This window comes from Daquilactobacillus linshuiensis, from assembly GCF_052828685.1.
The window spans coordinates 1,118,512-1,139,183 of the sequence record NZ_CM128255.1; the positions used below are offsets into that span (position 1 = coordinate 1,118,512).

At 31.3% G+C, this 20,672-nt stretch carries 18 protein-coding genes; 3 read left to right on the forward strand and 15 right to left on the reverse strand.

Annotated features, from left to right (window positions below; all coding sequences use genetic code 11):
* Nucleotides 1–28 precede the first annotated feature (28 nt).
* From dusB to pth, 10 genes are all read right to left on the reverse strand, one after another.
* On the reverse strand, nt 29–1,024 hold the full coding sequence (gene dusB, locus ACUV9F_RS06150) for a tRNA dihydrouridine synthase DusB (RefSeq protein WP_446183395.1): 996 nt from the start codon (nt 1,022–1,024) through the stop codon (nt 29–31).
* Nucleotides 1,025–1,105: 81 nt separating this feature from the next.
* On the reverse strand, nt 1,106–1,975 hold the full coding sequence (hslO, locus tag ACUV9F_RS06155) for an Hsp33 family molecular chaperone HslO (protein WP_446183396.1): 870 nt from the start codon (nt 1,973–1,975) through the stop codon (nt 1,106–1,108).
* Nucleotides 1,976–2,020: 45 nt separating this feature from the next.
* Nucleotides 2,021–4,123 (reverse strand): ATP-dependent zinc metalloprotease FtsH, encoded by a 2,103-nt coding sequence (gene ftsH / locus ACUV9F_RS06160; RefSeq protein WP_446183397.1) that lies wholly within the window; start codon nt 4,121–4,123, stop codon nt 2,021–2,023.
* Nucleotides 4,124–4,199: 76 nt separating this feature from the next.
* On the reverse strand, nt 4,200–4,745 hold the full coding sequence (gene hpt / locus ACUV9F_RS06165) for a hypoxanthine phosphoribosyltransferase (RefSeq protein WP_446183398.1): 546 nt from the start codon (nt 4,743–4,745) through the stop codon (nt 4,200–4,202).
* A complete protein-coding gene (tilS, locus tag ACUV9F_RS06170) occupies nt 4,742–6,073 on the reverse strand; it encodes a tRNA lysidine(34) synthetase TilS (protein ID WP_446183399.1) in 1,332 nt (443 codons plus the stop codon). The genes hpt and tilS overlap by 4 nt, the downstream gene beginning before the upstream one ends.
* 38 nt (nt 6,074–6,111) lie before the next feature.
* The gene (locus tag ACUV9F_RS06175) at nt 6,112–6,495 is read right to left on the reverse strand and encodes an FtsB family cell division protein (RefSeq protein ID WP_446183400.1); all 384 of its coding nucleotides are present in this window, start codon (nt 6,493–6,495) and stop codon (nt 6,112–6,114) included.
* Nucleotides 6,496–6,542: 47 nt separating this feature from the next.
* Complete coding sequence (locus ACUV9F_RS06180) at nt 6,543–6,782, reverse strand: RNA-binding S4 domain-containing protein (protein WP_446183401.1); 240 nt, start codon at nt 6,780–6,782, stop codon at nt 6,543–6,545.
* The gene (locus ACUV9F_RS06185) at nt 6,779–8,305 is read right to left on the reverse strand and encodes an oligosaccharide flippase family protein (RefSeq protein ID WP_446183402.1); all 1,527 of its coding nucleotides are present in this window, start codon (nt 8,303–8,305) and stop codon (nt 6,779–6,781) included. Before ACUV9F_RS06185 ends, ACUV9F_RS06180 begins: the two co-directional genes overlap by 4 nt.
* Entirely contained in the window at nt 8,305–11,823 is a 3,519-nt protein-coding gene (gene mfd / locus ACUV9F_RS06190) for a transcription-repair coupling factor (protein WP_446183403.1), read from the reverse strand. The genes ACUV9F_RS06185 and mfd overlap by 1 nt, the downstream gene beginning before the upstream one ends.
* Before the next feature lie 16 nt (nt 11,824–11,839).
* Entirely contained in the window at nt 11,840–12,397 is a 558-nt protein-coding gene (pth, locus tag ACUV9F_RS06195; RefSeq protein ID WP_446183404.1) for an aminoacyl-tRNA hydrolase, read from the reverse strand.
* 124 nt (nt 12,398–12,521) lie between these two features.
* On the opposite strand from pth, the gene ACUV9F_RS06200 reads away from it, so the two are divergent.
* Both ACUV9F_RS06200 and cbpA read left to right on the forward strand, forming a co-directional pair.
* Nucleotides 12,522–13,499, forward strand: coding sequence for an L-lactate dehydrogenase (locus ACUV9F_RS06200; RefSeq protein WP_446183405.1), 978 nt, complete (start codon nt 12,522–12,524; stop codon nt 13,497–13,499).
* 165 nt (nt 13,500–13,664) lie between these two features.
* Nucleotides 13,665–14,330, forward strand: coding sequence for a cyclic di-AMP binding protein CbpA (gene cbpA / locus ACUV9F_RS06205; protein ID WP_446183406.1), 666 nt, complete (start codon nt 13,665–13,667; stop codon nt 14,328–14,330).
* 13 nt (nt 14,331–14,343) lie between these two features.
* Here cbpA and alr read toward each other — a convergent pair whose 3' ends face one another.
* The 4 genes from alr to ACUV9F_RS06225 all read right to left on the reverse strand — a co-directional run bounded on the left by alr (nt 14,344) and on the right by ACUV9F_RS06225 (nt 18,875).
* A complete protein-coding gene (alr, locus tag ACUV9F_RS06210) occupies nt 14,344–15,450 on the reverse strand; it encodes an alanine racemase (protein WP_446183407.1) in 1,107 nt (368 codons plus the stop codon).
* Nucleotides 15,450–15,806, reverse strand: a complete 357-nt coding sequence (gene acpS / locus ACUV9F_RS06215) for a holo-ACP synthase (RefSeq protein WP_446183408.1) — start codon at nt 15,804–15,806, stop codon at nt 15,450–15,452. The genes alr and acpS overlap by 1 nt, the downstream gene beginning before the upstream one ends.
* Before the next feature lie 57 nt (nt 15,807–15,863).
* Nucleotides 15,864–17,399 (reverse strand): degradosome RNA helicase CshA, encoded by a 1,536-nt coding sequence (cshA, locus tag ACUV9F_RS06220; RefSeq protein WP_446183409.1) that lies wholly within the window; start codon nt 17,397–17,399, stop codon nt 15,864–15,866.
* Nucleotides 17,400–17,501: 102 nt separating this feature from the next.
* Nucleotides 17,502–18,875 carry a UDP-N-acetylmuramoyl-tripeptide--D-alanyl-D-alanine ligase gene (locus ACUV9F_RS06225; RefSeq protein ID WP_446183410.1) on the reverse strand — a complete coding sequence of 458 codons (1,374 nt, stop codon included), beginning with the start codon at nt 18,873–18,875 and terminating at the stop codon, nt 17,502–17,504.
* A gap of 124 nt (nt 18,876–18,999) precedes the next feature.
* Between ACUV9F_RS06225 and ACUV9F_RS06230 the strand changes: the two genes are divergently transcribed.
* Complete coding sequence (locus ACUV9F_RS06230) at nt 19,000–20,220, forward strand: multidrug efflux MFS transporter (protein ID WP_446183411.1); 1,221 nt, start codon at nt 19,000–19,002, stop codon at nt 20,218–20,220.
* Nucleotides 20,221–20,236: 16 nt separating this feature from the next.
* Here the strand turns inward: ACUV9F_RS06230 and ACUV9F_RS06235 are convergent, their stop codons facing one another.
* Nucleotides 20,237–20,668: a GNAT family N-acetyltransferase gene (locus ACUV9F_RS06235; RefSeq protein ID WP_446183412.1), complete on the reverse strand. Its 432-nt coding sequence runs from the start codon at nt 20,666–20,668 to the stop codon at nt 20,237–20,239.
* Nucleotides 20,669–20,672 lie beyond the last annotated feature (4 nt).

Consider the following 20,672-nt stretch of genomic DNA (forward strand, 5'->3'; position numbering starts at 1 on the left):
TAATTTAGCCAAAATAAAACCTCCAATTTTATCTTCCAGTTGCTTGTGTCTTTTCTAATTTCTCGATAAAGTCATCTAAAATATCAAACACTTCTTTTTTTGTATCTACTTTCATAACTGATGCACGTACTCTTGCTGCACGAGGAATACCCTTTAAGTAATATGCAGCTTGTTGTCTAAACTCAGGTACAGCAGTATGTTCACCTTTTAATTCGATTAATCTATCTAATTGTAGTTTAGCAGTTTGAATTTTTTCAGACGGTGTTGGTTCAGAAATTAATTCACCAGTTTCTAGGTAATGATTCATGGCATCTAATCGCCATAAATTCCCTAAAGCAGCACGTCCTACCATAACAGCATCAGCACCAACTTCTTCAATCATTACTTTAGCATCTTCTGGAGTTTTAATATCACCATTTCCCATAAATGGAATAGTGATTTCTTGGGCAACTTGATGCAAGATATCCCAATCTGCATATCCAGTATACATTTGTTTTCTTGTTCTTCCATGCATTGCAAGAGCTGCTGCACCTGCTTTTTCAGCAGCTAAAGCATTTTCAACCGCTAAAATATGGTCCTCATCCCAACCAGTACGCATTTTAACCGTTACTGGTTTATCAACTGCATTTGTTACAGCGTCAACCATTTCATAGACTTTATCAGGATCCAAAAGCCATTTTGCTCCTGCATCAGTTTTAACTATTTTATTTACCGGACATCCCATATTAATATCAATAATATCTGCTTCTGTATTTTCGGCAACAAATTGTGCAGCTTGAACAAGCGTTTCTTTTGTTCCACCAAAAACTTGTATACTTACAGGATGTTCCTTAGGATCGACAAATAACATATTTAATGTTTTTTTATTGCGATATATAATTCCACGATCACTAATCATTTCACACACTACAAGACCAGCACCGAACTCACGTGCTGTTAGTCTAAAAGAAGCATTTGTAATTCCTGCCATAGGAGCAACAACCACTTGATTTGGTATCGTTATGTCACCAATTTTCCATTCCATTTTAATTATCTCCAAGAAAAATTTTATCCGATTAATGATAGCAAAAATAAAGGTATAAAAGCAAGCTCATAGCACTAAATGCTAAATTAATTCCTTTAATTCATCAATGGTGAATTGATATTTATTACCACAAAACTTACATACTGTTTCAATGTCTTTATCTTGATCAATCATTTCTTGTAAATCATCTTTACTAATTGAAGTCAAAGCTGTCTTGAACCTTTCTTTATTACAATCACAAGTAAAACTTACTGGCATTTTTTCTAATGTTTTCACATTTTCTTTACTAAATAATTCTTCAATTATTTGTTCAGGATTTTTACCTTCTCTCAACAATTCAGAAACTAATGGCATATCAGATAATTTTTTTTCTAGATCTTCTATTGCCCTTTCATCAGCTCCAGGAAGTACTTGAATTAAAAATCCGCCTGCTACTTCAACATGCTCATCAGGTTCTACAAATACGGACAATCCTATTGCTGATGGTGTTTGTTCAGATTTAGCCATGTAATATGTAAAATCTTCGGCAATTTCTCCAGATACTAGTCCGACTTGACCAGTAAATGGTTCTTTTAATCCTTGATCTTTAGTAACAGATAATATTCCCTTAGTTCCAACTGCACCTTTAACATCAATTTTACCTTTATCATTACTTGGCAAACTAATATGTGGTTCTTGTATATACCCTTTAACTGTTCCATGAGAATTACCATCAACAATTACTGCTCCTGCAGGTCCATTGCCTTGTAGACGAACAGTTATTTTATCCTCTCCTTTTAACAATGACGTTGAAATCAACAATGTACCAATGAGAGTTCTTCCTAAAACTGCTGTTGAAGTAACCCATGTGTCGTGTCTTACATGCGCCTCTTGTACTAAACTAGTTGCATCAACACAGTAAACACGAAAGTTATTATCCTTAGTAATAGCTTTTATCAAATAATTGCTCATTTTAAAATCCTTTCATAAAAAAAGACTTCCTAAGAAGTCTTTTTATTATTCTTTATCATCATTTTCTGACTTAAGAGTTTGTGTTTTTTCTTCAGAAGTAGAATCTGTTGATTCATTTTCTTCAGTCTTCTTTTCAACTGTTCCTTCTTCAGCTTGCTTTTCAGCATCTTTTCTTTCTAAAGCAGCTTTAGCTTCATCGAATGTAGCTGCAGCTTCACTTGGAAATTCATCAGTTTTTTCTGGCATTTTTCCAGTATTATAAAGACTAAGAATTTCTTCTTCATTAAGCGTTTCGTATTTCAATAATGCTTCAGCAATTGCTTTATGTTGTTCACGATGACTTTCTATAATCGCATGAGCACGTTTATGCTGAACATTTATGATATCGCGAATTTCATTATCAATTTCTTTAGCAGTCTGTTGTGAATATAGCGGTTGTCCGTATCCTCTTTGTCCTTCTTTTTCGAGTTGAACTGTTCCAAGTTTTTCAGACATTCCGTATTCAGTAACCATACTGCGAGCAATTGCAGTTGCCTGCTCAAAATCATTTGAAGCTCCAGATGATAATGAATTAAATATTATTTCTTCAGCAGTTCTACCGCCTAATAATCCCGCAATTTGTTCGTCTAATTCTTTTTTAGTTGCTAAGAATTGATCATCTTTAGGAAGCATAATAGCATATCCGCCTGCACGACCACGAGGAACAATAGTAACTTTTCTAACAACTCTAGAATCACTCAATACTAATCCAATTAAAGCATGTCCAGCTTCGTGATAAGCAACAATATTGCGTTCTTTTTTGCTGATTGCTCTATCCTTTTTAGCTGGTCCAGCAATAACACGATCAGTAGCTTCGTCAATATCTTTATTATCTATCTTGTTTTTTTCGCGACGAGCTGCGACTAGAGCCGCTTCGTTTAATAAGTTTTCAAGATCAGCACCAACAAAGCCTGGTGTTTGTTGAGCAACTACTTTTAGATTAACATCATCTGCTAGAGGCTTATTCTTAGAATGAACCTTTAAGATTGCCTCACGCCCTTTTACATCAGGACGACCAACAAGAACTTTTCTATCAAAACGTCCAGCACGTAATAAAGCTGGATCTAAAACATCGGAACGGTTAGTTGCTGCGATAACAATTACACCTTCACTACCAGTGAAACCATCCATTTCAACTAACAATTGGTTAAGTGTTTGTTCACGTTCATCGTTTCCTCCACCCATACCATTTCCACGTTGACGGGCAACAGCATCAATTTCATCAATAAAAATAATTGATGGTGAATTTTTCTTTGCTGTTTCAAATAAATCACGAACACGGCTTGCACCAACACCAACAAACATTTCAACGAAATCTGATCCAGAAATTGAGAAAAACGGAACTCCAGCTTCTCCAGCAACAGCTTTAGCTAGTAATGTCTTACCAGTACCAGGAGGTCCTTCTAACAATACTCCGGCAGGAATTCTTGCACCAAGTGAGATATATTTACTTGGATCTTTTAAGAATTCAACAACTTCAACAAGTTCTTGTTTTTCTTCTTCTGCACCAGCAACATCTGAAAAACGTACTCTGTTTTTCTTAGGGTCTTGTGGTTTGACTTGAGTTTTGCCAAAGTTCATCATTCTTCCAGCTCCGCCACCTTGGCCGCCAGATTGGCTCATCATCATGTAAAGGAAGAAGAAAACAACTATAGTTGGAACAACTAAGAGTGCAATATTTAACCATGCACCAGTTTGAGATTCTTCTTGAGCATTAACTTTAACGTTATTTTTAGCTGCTAAATCGTTGATAGTCTTTAATGTAGCATCATTAGGAAGTACTGTAGACGTAAAGTTTATTACTTCAGGTTTATTTTGTTTTGTACTACTAAATAATGGAAAGACATTGTTATTTGATTTTTCATCTTTTTTATCACTTTTTGAGGTTTTCATTTCTCCTACTACGTGATATGTACCATTAGATGGTTGGATAGAAAAATCTTTAATTTTGTTTTTTTGTAGTTTAGAAATAAATTCACTTGAATCCATTACTTTAGTTTGTGAGCCACCATGGTTTCCCACAAACCAGCTCATCCCTAAAACTAAAACAACAAAAACTAAAATATAAAATAGGCTATTATTTACTAGCCGATTTCTGTTGTTTTTCAATTTAATGCCTCCTAAAATTTTTATACACAGAATATTAACACAATAAAATAAAATTAGCTATTTATTATAAGGAATCTTAATTTTGATATATCTCTGGTTTTAAAACACCAATATACGGTAAATTACGATATTTTTCAGCATAGTCTAAACCGTATCCTACTACAAATTCATTTGGAACAGTAGTGCCTATATAGTCGCTTTTTACATTAACTTGTCTATTTTCTTTTTTATCAAGTAATGTACATATTTTAATTGATTTTGCATTTCTAGTCTTAAATAGTTCTGTCAAAGCAGCAAGAGTTAATCCCGTATCAACGATATCTTCAATAAATACAACATCTCTTCCAGCAACAGAAACATCTAAATCTTTTAAGATTTTAACATCACCTGATGATTTAATTCCGTCACCATAACTAGAAACATCCATAAATTCAATTTCGACCGGTATATCCATTTTTCTAACTAGGTCAGTTAAAAATAAAACTGCTCCTTTAAGTACACAAACAAAAATTGGATTCTTATCTGCATAATCTTTACTTAATTGAGCAGCAAGTTCTTCATTGATTTGCTCCAATTGTTCTTCACTAATTAAAACTTTTTCAATATCATCACTTAATCTCATTGATATCTCCCTTTTATTTGTAGATAAAAATTCCTGTTTTTATTTTTTTCATAGTTGGAAATATTATAAATTCCATCTACCCATACAATTTTATCATCAAAAGCAAGAATTAAGGCGTTTTCTTTTTGCTTTTTCGAAAGTTTTAAGTCAATCATTCTTTTCTTTAATTTTTGGTGCTTATTATTACTTAGTAATAAAACATCACCAGGTTGTCTGGTTCTTAAAACTATTCTACTAGGATATTCATCAACATTTATTTTTATAGAATTAGTTGTTTTAAATTCATCAGTTATCAGTGCTGTTTGAATATCATTAATTGCTATTTTTTCATTCATTGGTAATTCGAGATTTAACCCGTCAAAACTGTCTTCTTTTTCAATTGAGAATTTATCATGATCTTTTATAAATCTTAATTCATCGTCTAAATAAACTTCCATATTTGGCTTCTTAGATTTAACACATGTACTTATTTGCTTAATTTGTTTATCGTTCAATTGGAAAAAGTGTTTTTTCTTTTTGAAAATATTCCAAAATAAAATATTTTCTTCAAAACTTAAGTTTTTTAGACTTCTTATGCTTCCTGACAATAAGTCAGAAGAAAAATCATTTAAAAAAATAGGATTAAAATATTTCTCTAATATCAAATTAGTAGTTTGTAATTGCTCTGTAAACTCTGTAAAGTGTTGTAAAATTTTAGGATTTTCTTTTTTTAACTCTGGAACAACTTTATTTCTCAAACGATTTCTCATTGTAAAATCAGAATAATTGGTTACATCATCAAAATATTTTAGATTATTGTTTTTTGCATATTCTTTAATTTCATCTTTTGAATTCTTCAAAAAAGGTCGGATTACAAAACCATTATTAAAATTCCTTTTAGGTTCAATTGATTGAACTTCACGGATATTACCTCCACGAATTAATTTCATTAAAACGGTCTCTGTTTGATCATCAGCATGATGTGCAAGTACTAAATTGTGAATATTATGTTCATTCATAACTTTTTTATACATCTCATATCTAAATATACGAGCTGCATTTTCACTTTTATCTTTGTTGTTATTCCAAGTTTCTACATTACAAATTATGTTTTTTGCTTCACACATTTTTTTAACATATGAAACTTCTTCTTCGCTTTCTTTTCGTAATTTATGATCAATCGTTATTACTTCAAACTCAAATAAAAACTCTCCTTTCAAACGATAAAACATATCAAACAAAACAATGGAATCAACTCCACCTGAAATACCAAGCAAATATTTATTACCACTGATGGTTCCACTTAGTTTTGATACTTCTTTTTTAAAATTATTATATAAGTCTTTCATAGCTTCTCCAACGAAAAAAGACGGACTTTATCCGCCTTCTAATTATCATTTGAATTAACATTATTACTTCCAGGCAATGCATATATCTGCTCACCATCTTTTGAGTAATAATATTTTGAACGGATGATTTTTTCAATGTAATCATCATCTTGTAATTGTTTTGCTTTTATTTTTAAATCCGAATTTTTATTTTTCTCTTTTTCTAACTTTTTTTGGCTAGTCGTGATGGAATTATTGGTATTCATTTCAGATAGTTTGGCAAAAACTATTTGCCCACCCAAAATTAGTACTACAAGAACGATAATAGAAACAATTGCAGTTATTCTTCTTTTATGAACTATTTGTTCATATGTCAGATTTTTTTGTTTTCCTTTAGATTTAGTTCTAAAGGAAATGACATTTCTTGAAGTATCCTTTTTCATGACTATCACTTTCCCCAAAAAACTTAGATTAAGTATACCAAATATAATTATAACTCTCGATACATTAATTCAGCATCATTTTTTTTAGTAGTATCTTGTAAATTCAAAACTTCAAAAGTACTATCTTTAGCAGCAAAATGAATAGTTATCTTATCACCAACACTTAAATCAGTTGATGATTTAGCAACTCTTCCATTTATTTCTATTCTTCCTTTATCTGCTACTTCCTTTGCGACCGTACGCCTTTTTATAATGCGACTTACTTTTAAAAATTTATCTAATCTCATTTTATTATCCTCTTCAATATAGGTATATCATTTAAATCTTCCTTAGGAAAAACTTTAAATTTAACAACAGATATACCATAAACTATAACACCTACTAATATACTTAAAAACGTTATTATTATACTATCTGTTCTTGAACTACCTAGTAAACTTAAGCTAATTCTAACAGTTATTTCCACAAATACTGCCATTACTAATAATGCAATTAAAGTCTTACCAATAAATTTATCTGAAGTAAAAACACGTTTAATTTTTTTATCACTAATAAACAATAACAAAATTAATAAACACAATAAACTAATATTAGTTGCTATGCTTGCACCAATTAATCCTAGATGTTGTATCAAAATAATATTAAGAATAGCCTTTAAAGTTAAAGAAATACCAATAAAAATCAATACTAGTTTATGATGGGTTTTATCATTTAAAGTAACCAAAATATTAATTAATGAGTATAAAGCTATAGATATTAAAAATATCGCTATAGTCATACTTTCTTTATCATCTTTGAATAACATGGTATTGATTGGCCTTATTAATAAGCAAAGACCGACTGTTTCAGCTAAAGATAAATTTATACAAAACCTAAGTACTTTATTTAAAGAAGATTGATCAATATTTGCTTGCTTTGCAGGTACTAACACGGACAAAAAAGAAATAACAACTACTATTCCTAATTGTGCTAGCGGTTGTGCTCTATCAAAAATACCCTTTTGTACGCCAGCTTGCATAACTGTAAGTCCACTTTTTATTAGCTCAGGAACAATAGTTAATGAATCAATCATTTGAAAAAAAACTAATATACCAGTTACTAATACAATTCCTAAACCTTGCGTAACTAACAATTTAAATATTTTTTTATTAAAAGTAGGCATTAAATTATATTTAATTGGCTTATCTTTTAAAAACACAATTCCTAAATATAAACTAGCAACTATAGCCGCAATAACCGAACCAAAGTTAGCCCAAGCACCCATTTTATAAACGTCAAATAATCCAGCTGTAAACAAAAACGCCACTAATAAAATTAAGGTAACTCTTATAAATTGCTCAATCACTTGAGAAATTGCGCTTATTCCAACATTAAGCTTGCTTTGATAATATCCACGAATTACAGTTTCAAACGGCATTAACAAGTAAATGAATGCTGTCAATTGCAATTCTTCTTTTATATTTTTGTCTCCCATCATTAACGAAAGTTTTGACGAACTAATTTGAATAACAACAACTAAAAAAATCGCTATATATACTAAAATCCAAAACACATCCAAAATATATCTATTTAATTCTTCTTCTGACGAACTAGAGAATAACTTAGAAATTAATAAAGGAAGTCCTGTCAATGATAGGACACTAAAAATTCCATAGATAGAATATATCTGTTGATATATATAATATCCATGATCGCCAACCATATTTTGTAATGGCACTCGATAAACAGCACTAAGTATTTTTGAAAATATCGCTGCAAATGCCATTATCCAAGTTCCAGTAATTATATTTTTACTATCTTGATTAGCCATTAGTCACTACTTTCTTTTGAATTAACAATATTATCCAGTCCTTTAGCAAAGCTTTCAAGTTGATCCAATAATTCATCATCCGAATAATCGTCAATATTTTTAAATACCAAATTATATTTTTCATCATCTTGGCTGACGTTGGCCTTCATTGTTGTAAATGATAGTGCCTTAAAAATATCTTCACCACTTAGCTTATTTGAAATGTCATTTGATAATTTCAATACCAACTGTCCATTCTTTCTTATAAGTGATTCTGCTTGTCCTCTATCTAAAAAGGACTTAATATAACTTATTCTAACTAAAGCTTGTGTCTGTACTGGTATCTTACCGAATCTATCAATCAACTCAGATTGCATTTCTTTCATACTTTCTTCTGAATCAATTAATTTTATTCTTTTATAAATTTCAATTTTTTGACGATCATCTGAAATATATTCACTTGGAATATAAGCTTCAATTTTGATATTCAATTCAGTATCTGTTGTTTCTTGCTTTTTAAGTCCACGCTTTTGACTTACAGCGTTTGTTAACATCTGCATATATAAGTCATATCCAACAGAATCAATGAAGCCATGCTGTTGTTTCCCTAAGAGATTACCGGCACCACGTATAGATAAGTCTCTCATTGCAATTTTAAAGCCTGATCCTAGTTCAGTAAAGTTCTTAATTGCTTCTAATCGGTTCTCACTAACTTCTGTCAAAACTTTATTTGGCTTATAAGTGAAATATGCATAAGCTACTCTACTAGATCTTCCAACACGTCCTCTTAGTTGATATAACTGCGATAATCCATATTTATCTGCATCTTCAATAATAAGAGTATTAGCATTAGGCATATCAACTCCCGTTTCAATGATGGTTGTTGTTACCAACACATCATACTCTCCTTGAAGAAAATCATAAATAACACCCTCTAATTGAGTCTCAGTCATTCTACCATGTGCAAAAGCAACTCTTGCATTAGGAACCAGTGATTCAATTTCACTTACAGTTCTTTCGATATCTTCGACACGATTATGTAAATAAAATACCTGACCATCGCGTTCCATCTCTCTATTAATCGCACTTGTTATCGCAGCTGCATTTTGCTCCATAACATAAGTTTGAATTGGATAACGATTACTTGGAGGGGTTTCAATAACAGATAAATCTCTAACTCCTAGCATAGACATATTTAATGTTCTTGGTATTGGAGTTGCAGTTAAAGTTAGTACATCTATTTGTGATTTTAATTCTTTTAATCTTTCTTTATGTTTCACACCAAAACGTTGTTCTTCATCAACAACTAGCAACCCCAAATCACTAAATTCTACATCTTTTGATAAAACTCTATGTGTTCCCACGACAACGTCAATTCTGCCATTCTTCAGCCCCTTTATTACTTCTTTAATTTGTTTAGGCGTTTGAAAGCGAGACATAATTGCTACATTTATTGGGAAATTTGCAAATCTGTCTTGCATTGTTTCTAAATGTTGTTGTGCAAGAATTGTTGTCGGAACTAAAAAAGCCACTTGTTTTTGGTCTTCGACCGCCTTAAATATAGCTCTTAAAGCAACTTCGGTTTTTCCAAAACCAACATCCCCAACCAATAGCCTATCCATAGGACGTATTTGTTCCATATCATGTTTTATCTCATTAGTACTTCTAACTTGATCAGGTGTTTCAGGATAAGGAAAACTATCTTCAAACTCTCTTTGCATAGCATCATCTTTTGAAAATTTGAAGCCTTCTTCAGACTCTCTTTTAGCATATAATTCAATCAAATCATCCGCAATATCTTCAATACTTGACTGAACTTTATTTTTTGTCTTTTGCCATTCGGTTCCACCTAGTTTGTTAACTTTTGGTGTTTTTCCCTCAGAAGCTACATATTTTTGAACTAAATTCAATTGAACAACAGGAACAAAAATCATACCGCTATCACGATATTCAATACTAATGTAATCTTGATGCTTACCATCAACTTCCATAGTCTGAATGCCTGTAAATTTACCAATTCCGTGATTTACATGTACTACATAGTCTCCTGGTTTTAGTTCATTATAATTTTTTAGTCTCTCAGCATTATTTAAAGTAGGACGTCGACGCTTTTTAGAAACTTTATTGAATAATTCAGTTTCCGTTATTACAACTATCTTTTCATCAATATATTCAAAACCAGTCGCTAAACTAGAGTTAATTATCTGTACCTTATCATCCGTTAGCTGCCCATTAGTAACATATTTAGCATCAATTTCAAAATCGTTTAAAGTATTTTTTATGTTTTCAATACGATGCTTTGAATCAATTAAAATGATCACTCTGAATTCTTCTTTATTCCAATGATCTATTTCAGATTTGATTAATGGCATTTGACTGAAAAATTTTGCAACACTTCTAATATGTATATTCTCTAACTGCGTCAATTTCATTCTTCCCATACTTTTTTGTAACATTGAAAGATATACTTGTTTATTTTTATTACCTTTTATAACCTCAAGAAATTTTTGTCTAATAACTTGATTAGGAAGAATTTTACCTAACTCTAATTGTCCGGTAGTCCACGCAAGTTCATCAGAAATATTTTCATTAGCTTGTTCTACTAACCTATTATAATCATTAAAAACAATTGTTACTTCTTCATCAACATAATCCAAAAGTAAATTCTTTTTATCATAAATATAATCAGCAAATAACCCAATATTTTCTGGAATAACATTTTGGCGTAGTTTTTCAATAACTGGATTTATATTGGCTTCATAGTTTTCTTTTAATTCTTTACTATCTAACTTATCTGTTACTTTTTTAAAATCTTTTTCAATATTGTCCGCAATTATTGATAAATTATTTGTATCTATAATTCTATCTGTCGCTGAAATAACTTCTACTTCATCAGCACTTGATATCTTAACTTGTGTATTTTCATCAAAATATCGGACACTATCTATTTCATCACCAAAAAACTCAATTCTAACAGGATTTTCTGTATTCAGTGGATATAAATCTAAAATATCACCTCTAATAGCAAAATCTGCTGGTTTAGCAACTATACTTTCTCGATGATAACCCATAGAAATCAATTGTTTTGCCAATTGATTTAAATCAAATTCTAATCCAGTTTTAAATATCAATTTTGATTCTTTAAACTCTTTTTGTCCATTAATAATATACTCAAGTCCCGAAACAGAGGTTACAACGATTCCCTTGTTATTTGAAACCAAAAAGTTCATTGCATCCAATCTTTGAACCAATGAATCAGGTGAACTAACAGCTGCCTCTGTAGATATTGCTTCTTCAACTGGAAATATATGAACTAAATCTTCGTCTAAAATTCTGTTTAAATCATCAAATGTTTGATTTGCATGAAAATTAGTATTTTCAATTACTAATATCTTCTGTTGTTTACTTAACAGTCCAGCAAAAAAAAGCGTATTTGCAGATCCTGACAATCCGGTCAATAAGCTTTTTGTATTATATTCAATTTTACTTACAAAATTTTGTAATTGTTTATTCTGAAAAAAAGTCTCTACTAAATTCAATTGGTACCTCTTTTAATTAATTATACTGATTCATTAGTTTTTCAAAATTCCCATCTTTAATCCAATCGACAATAGCATCTTTGGCTTTATCTACTCCAGCCATTGCAACAGGTTCATCATCTTTATTAAAAGGAGTTAATACCCAATCAACAACACTTTTTTTGTCTGGATGTTGAATACCTATTTTTATTCTTTTAAAGTCATTACCACCAACGGAATTAATAATACTTTTTATGCCATTGTGTCCACCAGCTGACCCCTTAGCTCTTAGACGTATTTTACCGATTGGCATGTCCATATCGTCTTGAATAACTAATAACTCTTCTTTTTGAATTTGAAAATATCCCATTAACATTCCAACAGCTCGTCCAGAATCATTCATGTAGGTTAATGGTTTAACAAAAAAAATATCTTCTCCTTCAAATTTAAAGCGACAATATTTAGCGTCAAAGTTATTTTTATTAAGCGGCTCACCAAATTCTTCAACCAACCTATCGATAACTAAAAATCCCATATTATGTTTTGTTTTATCGTATTTTTTTCCAGGATTTCCTAATCCAACTATTAACTTCATTTTATTACCACCATTTCAATATTAAATATTATATCATGCAATAGCATTTAATTATCTTATTTACCTTTTTTTATAATAAAAAAAACAGTATAATAATATTTGTAAATTTATTAGGAGGCCTATTATGACTGCTACAAACGCTAAGAACCATCAAAAAGTTATTCTTGTAGGTGATGGAGCTGTTGGTTCATCATTTGCTTACGCAATGACATTACAAGGTATCGCTCAAGAAATAGTAATTGTTGATATTGCTAAAGATAGAACTGTTGGGGACGCATTAGATTTATCTGATGCTACACCTTACTCATTTCCAAAGAACATCAGAAGTGGTGAATATTCAGATGCTAAAGATGCTGATATTGTTGTTATCACTGCTGGTGCTCCTCAAAAACCAGGTGAAACAAGACTTGATCTTGTTAACAAAAATCTAAACATTCTAAAATCAATCGTTAACCCTGTTGTTGAATCAGGATTTAATGGTATTTTCCTTGTTGCTGCTAACCCAGTTGATATCTTGACATACGCAACATACAAACTTTCAGGATTCCCTAAAGAACGTGTTATCGGTTCAGGTACTTCACTTGATTCAAACCGTTTACGTAAATTCGTTGCTGAAGAAATCAACGTTGATCCTCGCTCAGTTCACGGTTATATCTTAGGTGAACACGGTGATTCAGAATTTGCCGCATGGTCTCATCTAACAATTGGTGGAATCACAATTCGCGAATGGATGGCTGCTAACCCAGGTTCATTTACTGAAGAAAAACTTCAAGCAATTCAAGAACGTACAGTTAATGCTGCTTACGAAATCATCAACGGTAAAGGTGCTACATTCTACGGTGTTGGTACAGCTCTAGCACGTATTTGTAAAGCACTTCTTAACGATGAAAACACAGTTCTTCCACTTTCAGTTCTTATGGAAGGTCAATATGGATTGAATGATGTTTATGTTGGAACACCTGCAATCGTTAATAAAGATGGTCTAAGACAAATTATTGAAGTTCCTCTTGATGACAAAGAAAAAGCTGCAATGGATGCATCAGCTAGTGCATTAAACAAAGTTATCGAAGATGGATTTGCTGCAACAGATATCAAAAGATAATTAATTTAAAAAAGTTCACTTTAAAATAAAGTGAGCTTTTTTTGTACAATATTTTTCTACTCTTAGTTTTTCTCTAATTTATTAATAGAGCAATAAGGCTATTTTTATGCTAATATAAATGAGCTAGATTAAATTATCTTAATATATTTAGAGGTAGATCATATTATGCTTATAGAATCTTTAATTTTAAATAAGGAAAAACTAACAACAGTTAATGAGGATATCACTTTGCAAGAAGCACTTTCTATACTAGAAGAATCTGGTTTTCGTTGCGTTCCTATTGTAGATAAAACAGGTAAAATTTTCAGAGGAAACATATATAAAATGCATATTTACCGACACAAAGCAAACGGCGGTGATATGTCTTTACCAGTAACTACTCTTTTAAAAAATGCCACAAAAACCATTCAAATTGATTCTCCTTTTTTTAAAGTTTTCTTTAATATTAAAGATCTACCTTATATAGCAGTCTTAGATGAGCAAAATATGTTTAGTGGCATTTTAACTCACTCCAAACTATTAGATATGTTATCTGACGCTTGGAACATACATTTAAGTAGTTACGTTTTAACAGTACTTTCTGATGGTAAACAAGGTGATCTTGCAGCTATGTCAAAAATAATAGCTAAATATGCATCAATTGGTGGATGTATGACTTTAGACGCTCGTGAAGAAATTGGAGTTAGAAGAACTTTATTTACTTTACCAACAGGTACAACTGAAGAAACATTAAAAAAAATTTCAAAAAAACTAAATCGCAAAGGCTTTGAAATTGCTGAAATAGATGACTTACAAACTGGATCTGTAATACAAAATAAAAATGCTGAATAATTATTCAGCGTTTTTATTTATATATTCTTGGCAATCTTGATGACAACGAACAAATTATTTCATAGTTAATTGTATCAGCATAATCTGCTGCTTCTTGTATACTTACTTCATCGTCACCATTTTGTCCAAGCAAGGTTACTTTAGTTCCAGGAACATATGGCCCAGGTAATTTAATCATTAATTGATCCATACAAACACGTCCCACTATTGGACAACGGTTCCCATCTACTAAGACTTCAAATCCTTGCATTCTTCTTAACCAACCATCTGCATAACCAATTGGTACAGTGGCTATCCATTCTTCTTCGGGCGCTTCATAAGTTGCACCATATCCAATTTTTGTTTTTGGCTTAACTTTTTTTACAAATACTATTTCACTTTGTAAAGAAAAAGCTGGCTTTATTTCATACGGCAAATCAATTGCAGTTCCTGAAGGATTCAAACCGTACATTGCAATTCCTAATCGAATCATATTAAACCCAGAATCATCTCTCCAAAGAGTCGTTGCAGAATTAGCTACATGCTTATACTTAAAATTGATCGGTAAATCTTTAGTAATTTTTTTAAAAGTATCAAGTTGATATTGAAAATAAGTATCATCAGGTTCATCAGCAGTAGCAAAGTGTGTGAATATTCCCTCTGAGATAAATCGAGAATCTTTTTTTAAGATATCGCATGCTTCTAGAAGCTCTTCTCGCTTTGTTATTCCTATTCTTCCCATTCCCGAATCAATTTTGATATGTACCTTTAAACCATCAAAATTTTCGTTTTGAGTAAATGCAAGCCATCCTTTTGACGCAACTGTTAAAGAAATATTTTGTTGAGCTGCTAAAGGAGCATATTTAGCATCAGTAACTCCTAATACTAAAATAGGCTCAATTATACTAGCTTCTCTTAATGTTAATGCTTCATCTAAGGTTGCAACACAAAGTCCAGTTACACCAGATTCAATAGCAGCCCTTGAAACTTCAACAAGTCCATGACTGTATGCATCTGCTTTAACAACCGCAAATATATCCTCATTATTTTTTAAGTGATGCTGTATATTTTTTATGTTTTTTTTAATATTGTTTAAGTTTATTTCTACATATGATGGTCTATGTATTGATGGAAAGTCCATTATATCTCCTCTATTATCACTTGTGTCATTACTAATTCATCTGTATGCGATATGGATACATGAATTTTTTGACTTATTTTATCTGTTATTATATATGGTTTACCATATTGATCTGATAAAACCTCAATATCTTGAAAAGATACATGTTTGCCTATACCTGTACCTATCGCTTTTGAAAAGGATTCTTTTGTTGAATACCTACCGGCTAAGTACTCAATCTTTCTTTTGTCACTAAATTTTTTTAACTCTTTTTTCTCACTTTTTGTAAGAATTTTGTCTATAAATCCATCGTGCTCTTTTGTTAGCTTTTTAATTCTAGAAATTTCAGTTAAATCTATACCAAATCCTTTTATCATTTAGCTACCCCACAAAAAAATAGTGCACCATATTGGATACACTATTTTACCATAAATCTATGCATTTGTTCTGATTGTGAAATTACGATTCTTACGTTTTTCACCTTTTTTACTACTTCCATTTTTTCTAGAATCATTGGAACGATTAGGCTTACCGTCTTTACCACCACGTCTATGATCGCGATCATTAAAACGTTTCTTTCCATTTCCACCACGATTGTTTCTGTTACCATGATGTCCACCATTACCACGTCTATTACGACTATTCTTTCTTGATGGCAATGGACGTTCTGGAGTGATTTTTACTGGAATGTTTTCAGCATCTTTACTAATTGTTTTGATATAAGCTTCAACTAGTTGCTCTGCACTATACTGTCCAAGTAAATCTTTAGCAAAATCTTCATATTTTGTTAAATCGTTGTTTTCAATTGTATCAATAACTTCACTACGAGCAGAATTGAATTGTCCTACAAGTGCTTCTTGATCTGTTGGTGGCTGCAAAGGATCCATTCTTACTTTTGTAAGTTCTTCAATCGTACGAAGATATCCCATTTCATTTGGTGTAATGAATGATACAGCAATACCTGACTTACCAGCACGCCCCGTTCTTCCTATACGATGAACATAACTATCTGGATCTTGTGGAATATCGTAATTATAAACATGGGTTACGTTAGAAATATCTAATCCACGTGCTGCAACATCTGTCGCAATAAGAAATTCTAGCTTACCTTCTTTATATTGACGAAGCACTGACATTCTCTTTTGTTGTGATAAATCACCATGAAGACCTTCTGCTCTGTATCCGCGAGCTTGTAATCCTCTTGTTAATTCATCAACACGTCTTTTAGTTCTACCAAATATTATTGATTTTTCTGGTGCTTGAACGTCAAAAATTCTTGTCATGATATCAAATTTTTCAAAGTCTTTTGACTTAACAAAATATTGTTTAATATTTTTTGCTGTTAATTCTTTTGACTTAATTTTAACCACTTCGGGATCTTTCATAAATCTCTTTGTGATATTTAAAATTGGTTTTGGCATTGTTGCTGAAAATAACAATGTTTGATGTTCATTAGGAACAGTTTCTAAAATGCTTTGGATATCTTCAATGAATCCCATATCTAGCATTTCATCAGCTTCATCTAGAACAATAGTTGTAACATGTTCTAAACGTACAGTCTTTCTATTGATATGATCCAATAACCTTCCTGGTGTCCCTACAAGAATTTGCGGATGATTTTTCAAATTATTTATTTGTCTTCTAATATCTGATCCACCATACACTGCTTGTACCTTAGCTCTTTTAGGCTTGCCAAGCTTGTATAATTCTTCTTGTGTTTGAATAGCTAACTCTCGTGTAGGTGAAATAATCAACGTTTGAATATGATTATCCTTTGTATCTGCTTTATCCAACAATGGCAACCCAAAAGCAGCTGTCTTCCCTGTACCTGTTTGGGCTTGTCCAATTACGTCATTTCCTTTAATTACCAAAGGAATTGTTTCGGCTTGGATAGGAGTAGCTTCTTCAAACCCTGCTTCTTGAATTCCTTTTAAAATTTCAGGGCTTAAATTTAGCTCATTAAATTTCAAATGTTTTCCTCCTGGAATATTTATTGTTACTATTTTCAATTTGCTTTCTGAAAACGCACTAAATAATATTACCACTGAAAACCTATAATATCAACCATTTTACTATTTTTGTATTTGCTCCAGTACTTTATTCAAATGAATACCGTTACTTGCTTTCAGTAAAATGATATCTTCTGGTTTTAAATCAGTCTTAATCGCCATGGATAATTCTTCTAATTGTGTTTTTTCAAAATACTTAACTTGTAACTTGTCATACTTTGTATTTAATTTTTTCTTCAAATAGTTCATATCTGATCCAATAAGATATATCTCTTGAAAATATTTTGGATCTAAATAATCAAAAAGTGATTCATGTAAACTTTTTGATTGCTCTCCTAGCTCGAGCATATCACCTAAAACAACCACTCTTCTTCCACTTGTCGGAATTTTTTTAAGATTCAGCAATACATCTTTAACCGCTGTAGGATTAGAATTATAAACATCGCTTAAAATGTCAGCTCCATTAAACGCTTTTTTCCACTCGGTTCTATTTTTTGTTGGAATGAATTTTTTTAATTGTTCTTTTATTGCTATTACTGGAATCTGAAACTCATTTGCAACAGCTATTGAAGCCATAGCATTTTTGACATTGTAATCTCCCATTAGAGGCAAGATAAACTGACTATCTTCATAAATATTTAATTCAAAACTAGTATCTGTTTTTTTACTATCATAACTTATTGGATATATATCATTTGATTCATTAAATCCAAAGGTAATCATTTTTTGTGATACCTTTTTGGATTTTTCTAGTAATAAATCGTCATCACCATTAAAAATAAATACTCCATCTTCTCTTAGATGATTAGTTATCTCCATTTTAGCATCAGCGATTTTATCTCTTGTACCAAAAAATTCAATATGTGCCTCTCCAACCATTGTTATAACAGCAATATCAGGCTGTACTAATTCACTTAAAGCATCTATTTGTCCAGGACGATCCATCCCAAGTTCAACTACTAAGGTTTCGGTATTTGTTTCCATATTAAGTACCGTTATTGGCACACCAATTTCATTATTATAATTTGCATATGTATAAACTACGTTCATTTCTGAACTTAATATTGAAGCAACCATATCTTTAGTAGTTGTCTTACCATTACTTCCTGTAATTGCTACAACTTTGGGATTTACTTTATTCAAATAATATTTTGCCAAAGTTTGAAGAGCAGATAACACATCATCAACTAAGATAAGCGGTATATTTATATTAGTAGGAATCTCTCGATCTTTTTGCCAAAAACTTGCTGTTGCACCGAATTCTTGAGCTTTAATAACAAATTCATGTCCATCTCTATTACCTGCAAGTGGAATAAATAATGATCCTTGTATTACTTTTCTACTGTCAAAACAAGCATTTGTAACAATTACTTCATCTTCTTTTATAACTTGTTTTGAATTTAAAGCTTTTAATATTTCTTTAACTGATAACTTCATTAATTGTACTCCTAAGAATTGTTGTACTATAATTATTAAATTGTCTATTAATTTCTACAATATTATACTTTTAATATATATTGAAATTCAATAAAAAAGAAACCTTGAATTGGAGGTGTAAAACTTGGGGCGTATTTCAAATTTCTTTTCAAAATCAAAACCACAGTGGAAACGTAATTTACAGGTTTTATGGTTTGGAAATTTTATGGTGGGGATTGGTTTTTCAATGATCACCCCATTCATGTCTTTATATATCGATGAATTAGGAAGTTTCACCAAAACCCAATTAAACCTTTGGTCAGGGGCAGTTTTTTCATCTACATTTTTAGTTATGGCATTCATTTCTCCAATTTGGGGAAGAATCGCTGATCGCAAGGGCCGTAAATTAATGTTATTAAGAGCAGCATTAGGAATGTCGATTGTTCTAGCCCTTTGTTCTATGGTAACAAATGTCTATCAATTATTAGCTTTAAGAACATTACAAGGTGTATTTTCAGGATTTATCAGTAATGCAAATACTTTAATTGCCACTACAACTCCTAAAGAAGAATCAGGTAGAGCTTTAGGTACTCTTACAACTGGAAATGTATCTGGATCATTATTAGGACCAATGATTGGTGGAGCGGTTGCTCAAATTTACGGATATAGAGTTCCCTTTATGATTACAGGTGCTGTATTATTTATCGCATTTTTACTCTCATTATTTTTTGTTCATGAAGATTTTAAACCTGTTGAAAAAAATGATCAAATCAATGCAAAAGAGTTATTTAGTACTTTACCAAACAAACGAATTATTTTTGGAATGTTTATAACCACCATGATTATCCAAGCATCTAATAATTCCATCAACCCAATTTTAAGTTTGTACGTAAGACAATTATTGCACGGTGGAAATAATGTCGCTTTTATAAGTGGAATTGTAGCCGCCATTCCTGGAATAGCAACAGTAATTGCTGCTCCAAGGTTTGGTGCTTTAGGTGACAAAATAGGAACTCAAAAAATTCTTTTGTCTGGATTGATTCTGGCATTCTTAGTTTACCTGCCACAAGGCTTTGTGACAAACGTCTATCAATTAATGGTATTGAGATTTATTGTTGGTATTTCTGATGCAGCATTGATACCACAAGTTCAAACATTAATAGCTAAAAATTCTCCACATGAATCTGCAGGTAGAATATTTGGATTTAATCAATCCTTCCAAGCAATTGGTAATGTCACAGGACCATTACTCGGTTCAAGTATATCGAGTATATTAGGATATGGTGCCGTATTTTTAAGTACAAGTTGCTTAGAATTAATAAATTTCTTAGTCGCAACAAAAACCACGAAAAGAGCAGATAAATGATAGTTATCTGCTCTTTTTATTTTTTCCAAACCATAGAAACACTAATTTCTCCTGTTTCGTCTTCGATTGATTCATTAAAAATAGTAAAGCCATTAGAAAGATAAAATTGAAGTGCTACTTCATTTTTCTTGTATACGAATAGTTTTAATAAATCATGCTCTCTTTTTAATTGTTCTAATAACTTCTTTCCAATACCATGTTTACGGTATTCTTTTTTTACAAAAATTCCTTCGATATAGTCATCATTAAGTCCTATAAATCCTTGTATTTCATCATCAATCTTATATGCGAAAATCTTAGATTTTTGCATAGCATTTTTAACATAACCGAGATTAGAAAGCCAATATTTTTTATTTATAAAATCCTGTGACTCAATATTTGATTCTAACCAAACGTTAGCAATTTGCTTGTAGTCTTCTTTATTTAGGTCTTTATTTGTAATAATCATAATT